General features: G+C 47.6%; 13 protein-coding genes. 3 read left to right on the plus strand and 10 right to left on the minus strand.

All coding sequences use genetic code 11. From position 1 onward, the window contains the following. Positions 1-71: 71 nt before the first annotated feature. The 7 genes from glpX to KNP04_RS05520 all read right to left on the minus strand — a co-directional run bounded on the left by glpX (position 72) and on the right by KNP04_RS05520 (position 6,754). Complete coding sequence (glpX, locus tag KNP04_RS05490) at positions 72-1,043, minus strand: class II fructose-bisphosphatase (protein ID WP_214874948.1); 972 nt, start codon at positions 1,041-1,043, stop codon at positions 72-74. Between the two features lie 14 nt (positions 1,044-1,057). Further along, on the minus strand, positions 1,058-2,314 hold the full coding sequence (murA, locus tag KNP04_RS05495; RefSeq protein ID WP_214874949.1) for a UDP-N-acetylglucosamine 1-carboxyvinyltransferase: 1,257 nt from the start codon (positions 2,312-2,314) through the stop codon (positions 1,058-1,060). A 27-nt stretch (positions 2,315-2,341) separates the two neighbouring features. After that, positions 2,342-2,992 (minus strand): fructose-6-phosphate aldolase, encoded by a 651-nt coding sequence (gene fsa / locus KNP04_RS05500; protein WP_214784819.1) that lies wholly within the window; start codon positions 2,990-2,992, stop codon positions 2,342-2,344. 152 nt (positions 2,993-3,144) lie between these two features. Continuing rightward, positions 3,145-3,999 (minus strand): class II fructose-1,6-bisphosphate aldolase, encoded by an 855-nt coding sequence (gene fba / locus KNP04_RS05505; protein WP_214694578.1) that lies wholly within the window; start codon positions 3,997-3,999, stop codon positions 3,145-3,147. A gap of 161 nt (positions 4,000-4,160) precedes the next feature. After that, positions 4,161-4,520 (minus strand): response regulator, encoded by a 360-nt coding sequence (locus KNP04_RS05510; RefSeq protein ID WP_074035830.1) that lies wholly within the window; start codon positions 4,518-4,520, stop codon positions 4,161-4,163. A 91-nt stretch (positions 4,521-4,611) separates the two neighbouring features. Then, on the minus strand, positions 4,612-4,968 hold the full coding sequence (locus tag KNP04_RS05515; protein ID WP_214694582.1) for a DUF1093 domain-containing protein: 357 nt from the start codon (positions 4,966-4,968) through the stop codon (positions 4,612-4,614). Positions 4,969-5,095: 127 nt separating this feature from the next. Continuing rightward, positions 5,096-6,754 (minus strand): glycerol-3-phosphate dehydrogenase/oxidase, encoded by a 1,659-nt coding sequence (locus KNP04_RS05520; RefSeq protein WP_214786243.1) that lies wholly within the window; start codon positions 6,752-6,754, stop codon positions 5,096-5,098. A gap of 261 nt (positions 6,755-7,015) precedes the next feature. Here KNP04_RS05520 and KNP04_RS05525 point away from each other — a divergent pair, with 261 nt between their 5' ends. Continuing rightward, positions 7,016-8,131: an NADH-dependent flavin oxidoreductase gene (locus KNP04_RS05525; RefSeq protein WP_214874950.1), complete on the plus strand. Its 1,116-nt coding sequence runs from the start codon at positions 7,016-7,018 to the stop codon at positions 8,129-8,131. Positions 8,132-8,151: 20 nt separating this feature from the next. On the opposite strand, the gene KNP04_RS05530 is transcribed toward KNP04_RS05525, so the two are convergent. Both KNP04_RS05530 and KNP04_RS05535 read right to left on the minus strand, forming a co-directional pair. Next, on the minus strand, positions 8,152-8,697 hold the full coding sequence (locus KNP04_RS05530; protein ID WP_214875175.1) for a GNAT family N-acetyltransferase: 546 nt from the start codon (positions 8,695-8,697) through the stop codon (positions 8,152-8,154). Between the two features lie 31 nt (positions 8,698-8,728). Beyond that, a complete protein-coding gene (locus tag KNP04_RS05535; protein WP_214874951.1) occupies positions 8,729-9,571 on the minus strand; it encodes a TVP38/TMEM64 family protein in 843 nt (280 codons plus the stop codon). Positions 9,572-9,889: 318 nt separating this feature from the next. Here KNP04_RS05535 and KNP04_RS05540 point away from each other — a divergent pair, with 318 nt between their 5' ends. Continuing rightward, positions 9,890-10,585: an ABC transporter ATP-binding protein gene (locus tag KNP04_RS05540; protein ID WP_214874952.1), complete on the plus strand. Its 696-nt coding sequence runs from the start codon at positions 9,890-9,892 to the stop codon at positions 10,583-10,585. Beyond that, positions 10,579-13,179: an ABC transporter permease gene (locus KNP04_RS05545; RefSeq protein WP_214874953.1), complete on the plus strand. Its 2,601-nt coding sequence runs from the start codon at positions 10,579-10,581 to the stop codon at positions 13,177-13,179. The genes KNP04_RS05540 and KNP04_RS05545 overlap by 7 nt, the downstream gene beginning before the upstream one ends. Before the next feature lie 57 nt (positions 13,180-13,236). On the opposite strand, the gene KNP04_RS05550 is transcribed toward KNP04_RS05545, so the two are convergent. Next, a complete protein-coding gene (locus KNP04_RS05550; RefSeq protein ID WP_214792861.1) occupies positions 13,237-14,832 on the minus strand; it encodes a CTP synthase in 1,596 nt (531 codons plus the stop codon). Positions 14,833-14,857 lie beyond the last annotated feature (25 nt).

Raw genomic sequence — 14,857 nt, forward strand, 5'->3', positions numbered from 1 at the left:
CACCTCCTGACTACCCATTCCCGTTTTCACCACAAAAAAGTCGCGGACGTTTACACATCCGCGACTCCATGTTATTCAGGTTTCATGACCATTTTTGGTTTTTTCGTAAGGGAGTGATTCCCTTCTACGAAGCGTACGGTACCAGACTTGGCACGCATGACAACGGAATGCGTCTGCCCACCTTGCGACGTGAATTGGACGCCACGTAACAATTCACCGTCCGTAACACCTGTCGCCGCAAAGATACAATCCTCACCCTTCACTAAATCATTGAGGAGAAGAATCCGGTCCGTGTCTTCGATTCCCATGTCATGGCAACGTTGTTTTTGTGCCTCGTCTTCGGGGAGCAAACGTCCTTGGAAGTCTCCACCGAGACACTTCATCGCGACAGCGGCGATGACGCCTTCCGGTGCCCCACCTGAACCGAGTAGCAAGTCGACACCTGTTTTCGGGAAGGCCGTGTTGATGGCTGCCGCAACATCCCCATCTGGAATCAACTTGATTCGTGCACCGGTCGACCGGACTCGCTGAATCATTTCTTCATGTCGGTCCCGATGTAAGATCGTCACAACGACATCTTCCACGTTTTTCTTCTTCGCCTTCGCCACAATCTCAATGTTCTCTTCAATTGAGTTATCGAGACTGACGAGACCAGCGGCTTCCGGTCCGACTGCGATTTTCTCCATATACATGTCCGGTGCATGAAGAAGGTCTCCCGCATCGGCGACCGCGAGAACAGCAAGAGCTCCCCATGTACCGGTTGCCACGATGTTCGTCCCTTCTAACGGGTCGACCGCCACATCGAGACGTGAACCATAGCCGTTCCCGACCTTTTCCCCGATATAGAGCATCGGGGCCTCGTCCATTTCGCCTTCTCCGATCACGACAATCCCCTTCATCGGAATCGTATCAAAAACATCTCGCATCGCTGTTGTCGCTGCATCATCTGCCTCGACTTTCAAACCGCGACCCATCCAACGGGCTGAAGCAAGTGCTGCTGCTTCTGTGACCCGAACTAGTTCCATCGATAAACTTCGTTCCACCCGAAATCTCCCCTTTATGCCTCGGTGTGATCTTCCACCCAAACGAGCGCACCGAGTTGTTTTAATTTGCCGACAAAGTCGACATATGAATCATTCAACCGTTCTGCATGAAGTAACGTCGATTCTCCGGATGCTTGAAGTGCTGATAAGACAAGTGACGCGGCACTTCGCGCATCTGTACATTCCATTTCTGCGTTTGCAAGCTTATTTCCTCCGCGAATCACAGCTGACGCATCTTCTAGTGTGATTTGCGCATTCATTCGACGCATCTCGGCGATATGTCGGAATCGTTGGGAATACAACTTGTCCGTGACAACGCTTGTCCCGTCTGCCTTCAACAAAGCCGCTGACATGATTGGCTGCAAGTCACTCGGATATCCCGAATAATGGAACACGCGAATGTCTGTCGGCAAGGACTGATTGGCGGTGACCGTGACCGACTCCTCGCCAACTTCCACCTCCGCACCATAATCCAATAGTTTTTGGATGACTCCTTCTAAGTGCGTCGGAATGACCGGTTGCACGGTCACACTACCCGACACCGCGCCGAACATCATGAACGTGCCTGCCTCGAGGCGATCCGGGATTAACGTATGGGTACACCCATGCAAATGTTCGACTCCTTTGATGCGAATCTCATCGGTACCCGCTCCACTCACGTGTGCGCCCATCGATGTGAGCATCGTTGCCACGTCGACGACTTCAGGGTCACAGGCCGCATTCTCGATGACCGTCGTCCCTTTCGCTAAGACCGCCGCAAGCATCGCACTCACAGTTGCCCCGAACGACCGTAAGTCTAAGTAAATCCGATTCCCGACGAGTTCTTTGACTCGAACGTGATAGAGACCGGATTCATTCTCGACATGAATGCCGAGACGTTCCAACGCTTTCAAGTGTAAATCAATCGGCCGTGGACCAATCGCATATCCCCCAGGTAGCCCGACCGCTCCTTTTCCAAATCGAGCGGCGAAGACACCGAGTAAATAGACAGCGGCACGAACTTTCCGCGTCTCAGAACCGAGAAGAGGCATGGCGACCGCTTCATTCGAATGAATGGTCATCCGTTCGCCTTCACGCTCGACCCGAACCCCTAGCTCTCTCAACAAGTTGACCATCACTTCTACATCCTCAATCATCGGGACGTTTTCAATCGTCACCGATTCTTCTGTAAGAAGTGCAGCCACTAGACAAGGGAGTGCGCTTTGTTTCGCTCCACTAATTTCGACGGTTCCTTCTAATTTTTGCTGCCCAACGATATGGAGAATTTCCACGCTGATCAAAACCTTTCTACGACGGACTTATTTGGATTGAGCGTTGTTCCAATCCGCTAAAAACTGCTCAATGCCTTTGTCTGTGAGCGGATGTTTCATCATCTGTTCGATGACTTTGTAAGGGACTGTCGCAATGTCAGCCCCGAGGAGTGCGGCTTTCGTCGCGTGAACCGGATGACGTACAGATGCCGCGATGATTTCTGTCTCGATACCATGAATCGCAAAGATGTTGGCAATCGTCTCGATGAGATCGAGTCCATCTTGACCGATGTCATCCAAACGCCCAATGAATGGAGAAACATATGAAGCGCCGGCACGTGCCGCGAGCAAGGCTTGGTTCGCGTTAAAGATGAGCGTCACGTTCGTTTTGATCCCGAGCTCTTTAAACTGTTTGACCGCTTCCATCCCAGCTGGTGTCATCGGTACCTTTACCGTAATATTCGGCGCGATGGCAGCAAGTTCCTTTCCTTCTTCCACCATACCCTCTGCATCCAATGCAATAACTTCCGCGCTGACCGAGAGATCCCCGACGATCTCACAGATTTCACGAAGTCTTGTATGGAAGTCGACACCTTCTTTAGCGACGAGCGACGGATTCGTCGTCACGCCTCCGATAACGCCCATCTGGTGAGCTTGTTTGATGTCTTGCACATTTGCTGTGTCAATGAAAAAACGCATATGTGTCTCCTCCTCAATTTGTGATCGCTTACAACTTCTATTATGAGGAAAGAACAGGTGAATTACTACACCCTTTGTCAGATTCAGAGCCTGATGACAGTCGAACATACAAAAAGTCGGTCCTCATAGAGAACCGACTTGATCAAACAGGATTATGCTTGGTTGCTAGAACCAAACTCACGCATTTTGCCAGTTACGACGTTGTAGATCGCTTCGATCCCAGGTCCGATAACTTTACGTGGGTCATATACTTTCGAGTCAGCGTCAAGCTTCTCACGTACTGCACGAGTCCACTCTTGTTGGCACTCTGTGTTAACGTTGATTTTGCTGTGTCCGAGCTCGATTGCTTTTTTAACTTGGTGCTCAGGAATACCTGATCCGCCGTGAAGAACGAGTGGAGTTTGTGTCGCTTTCGCGATTTCTTCCATCTCTTTGAAGCCAAGCTTCGGCTCACCTTGGTATGGTCCGTGTACAGAACCGAGTGCTGCAGCAAGTGCATCCACTTTCGCTTCTTTAACAACACGTACACACTCTTCGAGGTCAGCGTATTGTACGCCACCGATGACGCCGTCTTCTTCGCCGCCAACTGTACCGACTTCTGCCTCAACAGAAGCGCCTTTAGCGTGCGCGTACTCGACAACTTGTTTCGTCATTTCGACGTTTTCGTCGATCGGGTGGTGTGAACCGTCGATCATGACTGATGTGAATCCAGCGTCGATCGCTGCTTTACACTTGTCGAATGAAGAACCGTGGTCAAGGTGGATTGCAACTGGAACAGTGATGTTGTAGTCGTGCATGAGACCTTCAACCATTTTGACAACTGTTGTGAAGCCACCCATGTACTTCGCTGCACCTTCTGATACACCGAGGATTACTGGTGATTTCTCGTCTTCCGCAGCGCGAAGAATCGCTTGCGTCCACTCGAGGTTGTTGATGTTGAATTGGCCGACTGCATACTTGCCTTCGAATGCTTTGTTAAGCATTTCTGTCATTGATACTAATGGCATAATGACATCCTCCTGTCTGTTCGCTATTATACACGTTTGGGAAAAGTTCCCCCGTGCAATTCGTTCCCATTATAACACACCGTAAAACATGTGCCTATGCTATTCGGGCATAGAAATGGCTTAGCGCAAGCGTTTACATATGTCATCTTGGTGACGAAACGTCAAATTTTCAAGACTTCCTTCACTTTTTCAATCATTCCGTATATATCAAACGGCTTTTCAAATTGCGCAGTAATTCCGAGGCGACGCACCTCGTCAATCACCGTTTCTTCTCCGAACGCCGTCATAATCATAACAGGTGTCTCTAGTTCTTGTTCTCTCATCCGACGCAACACTTCATGACCGAACATACGAGGCATGTTCATATCGAGAAGTACTAAATCGTATTGCTCTCGCTCTAAAAATTCCCAGGCCTTGATGCCGTCTTGTGCCGTGTCCACGTCAACACCCATGTTCGTGAACACTTGTGCGAGCATCGTACGAATTCCGTCCTGGTCATCTGCAATCAACATCCGTGACATGCATGTCCCTTCTTTCATTCATCATTTTCCATAATCAAACAATTTAACCTTACCAAACTCGCCTCTTTTTCGCGATGCCTATCTTTTGAAATCAAGGGAACGATGACTCGGTATCTTCTTGCTGTTCTTCTTTCAACTGTGCAGGTACTTCTAACGCATTCACGCGTTCATAATCGGTCACTTCGGGAGCTTCCTCTTTGACATACACTTTCAAAAAGTCCCCTTCTGCAAATAATGAGGGAGTCGCAATGGCGAGCGGTCGCTTCTTCCCGTCTTCATCGTAGCCGATGAGGTCGTACCGATATCCGTTCGATGTCTGTGTCGCCACTTCCGCGCTCGGGACCTTGACATAATACACATCGGCTAACAGACGATCCAGATTGACATAGCGCCAGCCTACTATGAATAGAACGCCGATTAATAAGACGGCAATGAGCTTTCGTATCATAAACAGTTCTCCTTCAACGTGAGAGTGACTACTTATGAGATATACCGTTATTCCGAAGTCATGAAACCATTCCACATAAAGAGGTTCATCCTGTTCAGAATGAACCTCTCGTGTGACGCGTTGGATGTTATGATTCGACAGTCACTGGAACAACTGCGATTTCAATCTCCTTCTCGACCTCTTCACGCTCCTCTTTCAAACGCTCATCTGACCATTTGAAGACATCGGCCATGCAACGAAGGACACCGTCTTTATATTGACGGACGAAGTCGATATCGAAGAACATTGCGCCCGTGCGGCGAATTAAGAAGTCGATGGCACGTACGACTGATTCTTCTTCGATTCCGTAAACTAATTGCGCATAGACGATTTCAGGAAGGTCATATGCGTTAGCATCCATCCGTTCGATGACACGATCGATATTCGATCCGTATAGACGAACGAGTTCTTCCGCGTGGTTTGCGTCTAAGCCATGATTTTGAAGTTCTTTTGTTTTCTTCTCAAGGAAGTCTTTGAAGCCTTTCGAACCGCCGACATGACCACCTGACATCGGCATATGCTTCGTCCGGCTGGCCAAATAGACGACACCGTCTTCTTCTTTCAACAGTTTCGCGACGAGGTCGACGACCGTTTCTGACATCTTGCGATATCCTGTCAACTTACCGCCGGCAATCGTGATCAAGCCGCTGTCTGACTGCCAAATTTCGTCCTTACGTGAAATTTCAGAAGGGTCTTTTCCTTCTTCATAAATCAACGGACGAATACCTGCCCAGCTCGACTCCACATCATCCGCTGTGACATTGACGTCTGGGAACATATAGTGAATGGCTTCTAAAATATAATCGCGGTCTTCCGTCGTCATGCGTGGATGCGCTTTGTTTTTATCGAAGAACGTATCCGTCGTTCCGACGTATGCTTTGTTTCCGCGTGGAATCGCAAAGACCATGCGACCGTCTGGTGTATCAAAGTAAATCGCTTGTTTGAGCGGGAATTTTGACTGGTCGATGACCAAGTGAATCCCTTTCGTCAGGCGAAGCTGCTTCCCTTTTTTCGAGTTATCTTCTTCTCGCAACTCGTCGACCCATGGACCTGTCGCATTGATGATTTTCTTCGCATAGACGTCATACGTTGACCCGTCAATCTGGTCTTCAACGTGTACACCGGCCACTTTGCCGTTTTCGTAAATCAACCCTGTCACTTTGGCGTAGTTCATGAGAAGCGCACCATGATTCGCTGCTTCTTTCGCCACTTCAATCGTCAATCGTGCATCATCTGTGCGGTACTCGACGTAATAACCGCCTCCGACCAAATCATCTTTTTTCACGAGCGGTGCCTTTTTGATGACCTCATCTGGTTTGAGCATCATGCGACGTTCTGCACGTTTAACACCTGCGAGGAAGTCGTATACCATGAGTCCGATCGATGTTGAGAAGGGACCGAACGTACCTCCCTTGTGCATCGGTAAGAGCATTTGTTCCGGTGTCGTGACGTGTGGACCGTTCTCATATACGATGGCCCGCTCTTTCCCGACTTCTGCGACGAGCGCCACTTCGAATTGTTTCAAATAGCGGAGTCCCCCGTGAACAAGCTTCGTCGAACGACTTGATGTCCCTGCCGCAAAGTCTTGCATCTCGAGGACAGCTGTCTTCATCCCACGCGACGACGCATCGAGCGCAATCCCCGCTCCGGTAATCCCTCCACCGACAACAAGAACGTCATGACGTTCACTTGTCAGTTGCTCATATCGTTTCGCTCGTTCTTTCGCTGAGAAATTTCTGATTTCCATCTTATTCCCTCCTATAGTAAGTACGGTTCAATGAATAGAAAAAGAGACCACAACAAAAACAAGGCTTCCCCCTTCTGTTGTGGTCTCTCTATTGTCTCGAACCGAATATCAACTTTTCTCCTGTATTATACCCTATTCTTTTGAGTTCAATCATCTCTTACGCTTGAGTAACCTGTAATGTGTTCATTCACAAGCATCCGACTCGCATTTTTGAGTCGAGAAGCTTAGACTTCAAGGTATCATGTTGAAGGAGGATTTCAGATGAAACGTATGTTACAACCTTTTCAGTTCAAAAATGGCGTCGAAGTACCGAACCGTCTCGTATTGGCACCGATGACACATTACTCATCAGAACCAACGGGCGAAGTATCCGAGCATGAGCTCGCCTACTATCGGAAGCGCGCACAAAACGTCGGGCTCGCCATCACGGCTTGCGCCTACGTGACAGAAGACGGGAAAGGGTTCCCGAACGCATTCGGGGTCAATGACGACAAATTCATCCCGGGTCTCCGTCAATTGGCGGAAAGTTTAAAAGCGGAAGGCGCAAAAGCCATCCTTCAAATTTTCCACGCAGGACGGATGTCACCACCTGAACTCGTCCCGAACGAACAACCTGTCAGTGCAAGTGCCGTCGCACCTGTCCGCGAAGGCGCCGCTACACCACGTGCCCTCGAGACCGAAGAAGTCGAAGCCATCATCGAGGCGTTCGGCGAAGCGACGCGTCGCGCCATCGAAGCCGGATTTGACGGAGTCGAGATTCACGGAGCGAACACCTACTTGATTCAACAATTCTTCTCACCGCACTCCAATCGCCGTGAAGATCGCTTCGGCGGTGATGTCCATGGACGTTTGACGTTCCCACGCGAAGTCATTCGCCGTGTCAAAGAAGCAGCCGCAGATGCGGAAAACTTCCTCGTCGGCTATCGCTTCTCACCAGAAGAAATCGAAGAGCCAGGCATCACGCTCGACGACACGGATGTGTTGCTCGATATGATTTTAGAAGAAGGCGTTGATTATATTCACGCTTCTCTCTGGAATTTCAATACAGCTTCTATGCGTGACGAGAACGTCACGGAACGTTCGATTGATCGCATCGCAAAACGAATCAATGGTGCCATCCCACTCATCGGAGTCGGGCAGCTCCAGCGTCCGGCGCAAGTCGAAGACGCACTCGAGGTCGTCGACCTTGCCGCACTCGGTCGTGAACTCATCATCGACCCAGAATGGTTTGAAAAAGTGAAGTCGGACCGCGAAGACGAGATTGAGACAGAACTCGACTTGAACAAACAAGCCGAACTCGCCGTCCCCGCTCCACTTTGGAATGCCATCACGACTCGTGCCGGTTGGTTCCCGATTAAAGATCAAGAAGTGAAATAACACAAAGCACCGCGGACTTTTTATCCGCGGTGCTTTTGCGTAATCCATTCTTCCCGTAACATACCCATCCGAATCGAATCATAGCGCTTCTCGTTCACGACACGCACTTGACGGATTCGACCTTCAAGTTGCATACCTACTTTTTCAGCGACCCGCATCATCCGTTCATTTCCTGACCATGTCGTCAAGCCGACACGGACGACTGGTAACGTCTCAAATAAATGTTCGGTCCATAGACGAAGGGCACGCGTCCCGACACCACGATTCCAGCGGTCGGACTGATGCAAGATGATGCCCATCTCGAGCCACTCTCGTCCGGTATCTTCGAAATAGTAAGAAACGGTCCCATATACGGTTCCATCCACTTCAATGACCCACATGTCATCTTTTTGGATGAGCGACTGCTCGATTTGCTGAAACTCTTCGTAGGACATCGCCTTGTGTTCAAAGTAAGGGGCGTCCCATTGTTTCCACTCCGGTGTCGCATCCCGATAAATCAATTCCCATAGTCGTGATAAGTCTTGTTCTTCAATCGGTCGAATGACCACTTCATTGTCTTGTCGCATCTTGTCTTCCTCTCTATAGATCGTCATTACCTTATTCTTGCGTCCCATTCGAATCTCCTTTTTTTCGCTTGCGCCAGATGAACGCAAGAATCAAGACAATCAAACTCGCCATGACGGAAGCGATCGCAATTGGACTCGAATCGGTCATAAACAATTGTCCGATGGAGACAGAATAGGCAAGTCCGAACGAAGTGACGAGTTTTGCACCGAACGCGATGCCCGCGAAACGCGGAAACGGCACACGGCTGAATCCGGCCGCAAGACAGATGACCTCGTCCGGTAAAATCGGAATGATGAATAAGACGAGCAAAATTCCAAGACCATACTTCTCGACATATCGGTCGTACGTCTTCAACTTCTCCTCATCGACCCAGCGGATGATCCGTTCACGACCGAACCTGGCCAACCCATACATGACAAAGATACCAAGCGTAGTCGAAATACTCCCGACTAAAGCGGCACGAAACGGTCCGAGCGCTACGCTTCCAATCGGCACACTGACCGCTTCCGGGACCGGCAAGGCAATCGGCTGTAAAAAGCTGAATGCCGCGAACACCCAGACCGCCTGTCGTTCATATTGTTCTAATAGACGATCTAATCCGTATGTGTCATAGAGAACAAGTCCGAACGAGACGTAATAGACGAGAACGAAAATCAAGAAGAGAGAAAACGTAATTTTCCACATCTGCTTCAGGATGACGTTCGAGCCGTCCCGAATCGCCCGTAGTAGTCCGACCGAGAGTGCGAGTAAGACAATGCCCGTCCACCCGAGCTGGTACGGTAATAGGAGGGAAGGCAAGACGATGAACGGCAACAGACTGAGCGCGACGAGCCCCAATCCATATCCAAGATAAATCGAATGTCGTTCTTTCATGAGCCATCACCCTCTCCCCGTTCTACTTCTAGTGTACCCACAAAGTGAAGGGGATGTATCCTGCCAAGGGCACCTTCCATCTCATGCTTTTGATGTAGAAAAATACCTATAATCTTTTGTTCACAAATCAATTCTCAAAACTGTTTTAAGTCACCACACACTTTCAGTCATTCGTCAAAGGAAAACCCATATTCTCTTGTCTCGTGAACCCGGAATAATTTCACACGTTCTCTATCTTTCATTATTGTAAATTAAAGGAAAAAGTTTTATTATCAATATACATATAATGAATATTCTGAAAATAAAAGGAGCGATTTGATGCCTTCATTCATTTCTATTAGTGAGTTGGTTCATACGTTTAGTAACTTAGGGCACAATGAAACAATCATCGATCAATTAGATTGTGTATTTAGTAAAAATGAAATCACAGCTATCGTGGGGCCATCTGGATCTGGGAAATCTACTTTGCTCAGTCTGATTGGCTCTCTAGAGAAACCAACTTCAGGCACGATAACGTTTGACGACGTTGATTTGAATAAATTGAATAATGCTGAGTTATCCTCTTTTCGCTTTGAAGAAATCGGATTTGTATTTCAACAATTCCACCTCTTACCGTCTTTAAGTGTTTTCGAAAATGTCATGGCTCCTTTTTTAACGAAAAAAGTGGATTTCAAAAAAGAAGAACGTGTTAAAGAAGTGATTCACCAGGTCGGATTAGAGACCAAGTCCCATGTCCTCCCTTCTCAACTATCAGGAGGTCAACAACAACGAATCGCAATCGCGCGTGCGATTGTCAATCGACCAAATTGGATCCTTGCGGACGAACCGACTGGAAATCTAGATAGTACAAATAGTGAGCTGATCTTTGATTTATTAGTGGACCTTCATGAAACTCAACAGTGTGGCCTTATTTTCGTGACACACGATTTAGATTTGGCACGTCGAGCCAATCGAATCATTCATATGCAAGACGGTCGGATTGTAGAAGATCAAAAAGGAGAGCGTGTATGTTGAAGTTCATTCTACAATATTGGCGAAACCAAAAGGCAAAACTACTTTTATTATTGATTGGCGCTTTGATTATTGCTACAGGTTTGAATCTTATCTTTAAATTGAATGAAACAAACAAAGGTGTGGTGGAAGAAACACTTCAAAAGCGCTGGTCGTCTGCCTATGATATTGTAGTTCGTCCTTCGACAAGTAGACTCACTACTGAAGAGCATGACCTTCTTGAACCAAACTATCTGAATGGAATTGTAGGCGGAATTACATTTGAACAATATGAAAAAATAAAAACGATGGAACATGTGGATGTGGCTGCTCCTGTCGCAATCATCGGGTATACGCAATTAAATGTGGATATACCGAATATGCTGAAGATACCTGACCAAGGACTGTTCCGTCTGACGCATCGTCAGTTCGATGAGACCGGTTTAGAACGAGAAATGATATCAGAGGAAGTTATACATATTGCGAACGGAACGAATGAACTCTTGCCGAGGGGAATCGGATTGCTCCCTTTTAACCAGGTTGGAAACGCCGTCACTCCAGGGAGCCTCAATTTAATCGTGGCGGTTGACCCTGATGAGGAAGCCAAGCTTGTGGGTCTCGATCAAGCGATCACCTCTTCCTCTTATTTTTCAACCGATGATCGGGCGGTGTCATTAAGCAGTGAACAACAACATGTCCGAATACCTATTCTTATTAATCCTGCCTCGTTTAACAAGGGGTACCATGAGTATGAACTTGAACAATTAGATGTACCCTTCTCATCATCTGATGACCAGAAAAAAGTATTACAAGATATCGCGTCTGAATCTGACTTGTTACGTTACGACGTAAAAAATATTCAGTCGTTGAGCATTCCATCGAAGGACCTTGAAGCGATTTATTTTAACCAACTGCAAGGAAAGAAGACACCAGACCATCCGGGTGCTTTGATCAATGAGGGATCTCAACTCATCTTCAATTCAGGTTCCTTGGAAATGAAAGAGACAGACAGTCCTTTTCCGGAGCGATGGGGACATGCTTTTCAGATCGATAGTCAACCCATTTCATTTACAAATAAATGGCTTCCTCCATCCATTTTACCGAAACAAGGTTTTAGACCAGTGAACAGCATGGAGATCCAAACGACGCTTCCGGAATCCGATGACCTCATTTACTTAAGCCCGGTCCTTGATTTTGAAGTGGTCGGGACGTTCGATCCAGAAAAAATCGCGGTCTCCAAAGATCCGTTGAATGAACTCCCTATGGAAACGTACCGTCCCGCGTCAGCCGATCTTGTGCTTGATCAAGATGGCTCACCACTCAATCCATCTGTGAGCATCAATACCTCTGGAAATCCAGCTGGACTGCTGACAAACTCACCAAGCATTATCACAACTCTAGATGCCGCTCGTCTCTTAAACGGAGAGAAATCCATTTCTTCGATTCGCATCAAGGTAAACAATGTCGATACATTGAATGAGGCATCGGAAGCAACCTTGCAAGAACTAAAGGAACAGATTGAAAGAGATACAGGTTTAATTGCCACAATCACAACAGGGTCCTCCCCGCAACCTGTGATCACAAAAGTCGTGAAAGAAGGAAATACGCTTGGATGGATTGAGCAGCCATGGATTCACTTAGGTGCAGCCATCACGATTTTCCGAGAGACAAGTGCAGGATATTCGGGTGTGATCTTGTCCATTATTGGCGTGGCTATCATTTATGTATTGACGACAAGCTATATCACGATGCTTTCAAGAAGACGTGAATTTGCGATCCTACTCTCTTTAGGTTGGAGTCAGAAAGATTTGTACAAAATTATATATCTAGAAGCGATTATTTTAGCGTTTCTCGTTTCGATTGTATCGCTAGCAATCGAATCCGCTTTTTTCATCGTGCAGGGAGAAGGGTTCAGTCTCTGGAGCTGGTCCTTGATTACAGCTTTTAGTCTTCTGATTTATCTGAGCGGTGCAACATGGTCAGCACTTAACATTAGAAAAATACAACCATATGAAGTAATTAAAGTTGGTGAGTACGCAAACACTTCGAGCTCTATCATTCTATTAAAAAACATGGGCTCTTTGGCGCTTAAAGAAATGGTAAGCAAGTGGCGTCGAAACTTATTGTCGGTGGCATCAATCGCTGTCCCGACATCCTTACTCGTATTTTTCGTTTATGTCACGTTCCATCTTCAAGGTGTCCTTTATACATCTTGGCTTGGGCAATTCGTTGCTGTTCAAATCGGAACACTTCATTATGTAACCATAGGTGTGTCGGTATTGATTGCAATATTAACAACAGGAGAAATCATTTGGCAAAACGTTCAAGAACGTGAAGATTCTTTTGCCTTATTAAAAGCGATTGGATGGACAGATCATTCCATTCGTTATTTAGTTGTGATTGAGGGATTGATTGTTGGACTGATTGCTGGAATGCTCGGTTTAGGTTTGGCTTACATCACCATCTATTTCGCATTTGGGCTTATTCCCTGGTCCAATGCATATCTTGCTTCGTTAAGTTTACTTTTACCGACAATTGTAGGTGGGATAGCTTCCCTAATCCCAGCTTCAATTGCTTCTAAAATAAATCCTTATGAGTCACTTAAAAAAATAAGTTGAGATAAATATGTAATCAAGAAAAGCCACGACCCATTACGGGTCGTGGCTTTCAATTCATTATTCTCCAAGTGAAGCTTGGATGAAGTCATGGAATAGACGTTGCGGACGTTCTGGACGTGAGATGAGCTCAGGGTGGAACTGTGATGCCACGAACCACTTGTGTTCTGGAATCTCAATGATTTCCACAAGACGACCGTCTGGGCTCGTACCTGAGAACTTGAAGCCTTCTGCTTCAAACGCTTCACGATATTCGTTGTTGAACTCATAGCGGTGACGATGGCGCTCGTATACGAGCTCTTGATCGTAAGCCGCATGTGCTTTCGTCCCTTTTTCAAGTTTACATGGGTAGAGTCCGAGACGGAGTGTACCCCCAAGGTCTTCGATGTCCTTTTGTTCTGGAAGAAGGTCGATGATCGGATACGGTGTCGATGGGTCGATTTCAGCCGTGTGCGCGCCGTCCAACTTCAAGACGTTACGGGCAAACTCGACCGTCGCGAGTTGCATCCCGAGACAGATCCCGAAGAATGGGACGTTGTTTTCACGAGCGAAACGTGTCGCTTCAATCTTCCCTTCGATTCCACGCTCACCGAATCCACCTGGGACGAGGATTCCGTCCGCATCACCGAGGATGTCCGAGACGTTTTCAGCCGTCACGTCTTCCGCGTTGATCCAGTCGATGTCGATATCCGCATTGAACGCATAACCCGCATGTTTAAGTGCTTCCGCAACCGAGATATACGCATCACGCAACTCGACATATTTCCCGACGAGTGCGATTTTCACTTTCTTCTCAAGGTGTGTGACCGTGTGGACGAGTTCTTTCCACGCCGTCATGTCAGCAGCCGGTGAATTGAAACCGAAGTAGTCATTGACGAGTTGGTCCATTCCTTGTTTTTGAAGGTTGAGTGGTACTTCATAAAGTGTCGATGCGTCTTGCGCCTCGATGACTGCCTCTTTGCGCGTATCACAGAAGAGTGCGATTTTCTCACGCATGTCTTCTGGGATATCGTGCTCGGTACGAAGGACGATGATGTCCGGTTGAATCCCGTAACTGCGAAGCTCTTTGACACTGTGCTGTGTCGGTTTTGTCTTCATTTCACCTGCGGCACGAAGGTAAGGAACGAGTGTACAGTGGACGTACATGACGTTCTCTTTCCCGATGTCATTCTTCACTTGGCGAATCGCTTCGATGAACGGGAGGGATTCGATATCCCCGACTGTTCCACCAATCTCTGTGATGACGACATCGGCGTTCGTCTCGCGTCCTGCACGGAAGACACGGTCTTTGATTTCGTTCGTGATATGCGGAATGACCTGAACCGTTCCACCGTTATAGTCTCCACGACGCTCTTTCTTCAAGACAGTCGAATAAATGCGCCCTGATGTGACGTTCGCGTTTTGCGACAAGTTGATGTCGATGAAACGCTCATAGTGTCCGAGGTCAAGGTCAGTCTCAGCGCCATCATCTGTGACGAATACTTCTCCGTGTTGATACGGGCTCATCGTACCTGGGTCAATGTTGATGTATGGGTCAAACTTCTGAATCGTGACGTTGAGTCCTCGATTTTTGAGTAGACGCGCGAGTGAAGCTGCCGTGATCCCTTTACCGAGCGAAGATACTACCCCGCCTGTTACGAAAATGTACTTTGTCATGTTTCTTTCTCCTCTCTTGAATACC

Origin of the sequence: Exiguobacterium sp. CH10, from assembly GCF_018617635.1 — a bacterium.
Taxonomy (GTDB): domain Bacteria; phylum Bacillota; class Bacilli; order Exiguobacteriales; family Exiguobacteriaceae; genus Exiguobacterium; species Exiguobacterium aestuarii_A.

Bases quoted from the DNA above. Each gene is read 5' to 3' on its own strand.
- fsa (WP_214784819.1), bottom strand. From the start codon at position 2,992: ATGCGTTTTTTCATTGACACAGCAAATGTGCAAGACATCAAACAAGCT.
- fba (WP_214694578.1), bottom strand. From the start codon at position 3,999: ATGCCATTAGTATCAATGACAGAAATGCTTAACAAAGCATTCGAAGGC.
- KNP04_RS05510 (WP_074035830.1), bottom strand. From the start codon at position 4,520: ATGTCACGGATGTTGATTGCAGATGACCAGGACGGAATTCGTACGATG.
- KNP04_RS05515 (WP_214694582.1), bottom strand. From the start codon at position 4,968: ATGATACGAAAGCTCATTGCCGTCTTATTAATCGGCGTTCTATTCATA.
- KNP04_RS05520 (WP_214786243.1), bottom strand. From the start codon at position 6,754: ATGGAAATCAGAAATTTCTCAGCGAAAGAACGAGCGAAACGATATGAG.
- KNP04_RS05525 (WP_214874950.1), top strand. From the start codon at position 7,016: ATGAAACGTATGTTACAACCTTTTCAGTTCAAAAATGGCGTCGAAGTA.
- KNP04_RS05530 (WP_214875175.1), bottom strand. From the start codon at position 8,697: ATGCGACAAGACAATGAAGTGGTCATTCGACCGATTGAAGAACAAGAC.
- KNP04_RS05535 (WP_214874951.1), bottom strand. From the start codon at position 9,571: ATGAAAGAACGACATTCGATTTATCTTGGATATGGATTGGGGCTCGTC.
- KNP04_RS05540 (WP_214874952.1), top strand. From the start codon at position 9,890: ATGCCTTCATTCATTTCTATTAGTGAGTTGGTTCATACGTTTAGTAAC.
- KNP04_RS05545 (WP_214874953.1), top strand. From the start codon at position 10,579: ATGTTGAAGTTCATTCTACAATATTGGCGAAACCAAAAGGCAAAACTA.
- KNP04_RS05550 (WP_214792861.1), bottom strand. From the start codon at position 14,832: ATGACAAAGTACATTTTCGTAACAGGCGGGGTAGTATCTTCGCTCGGT.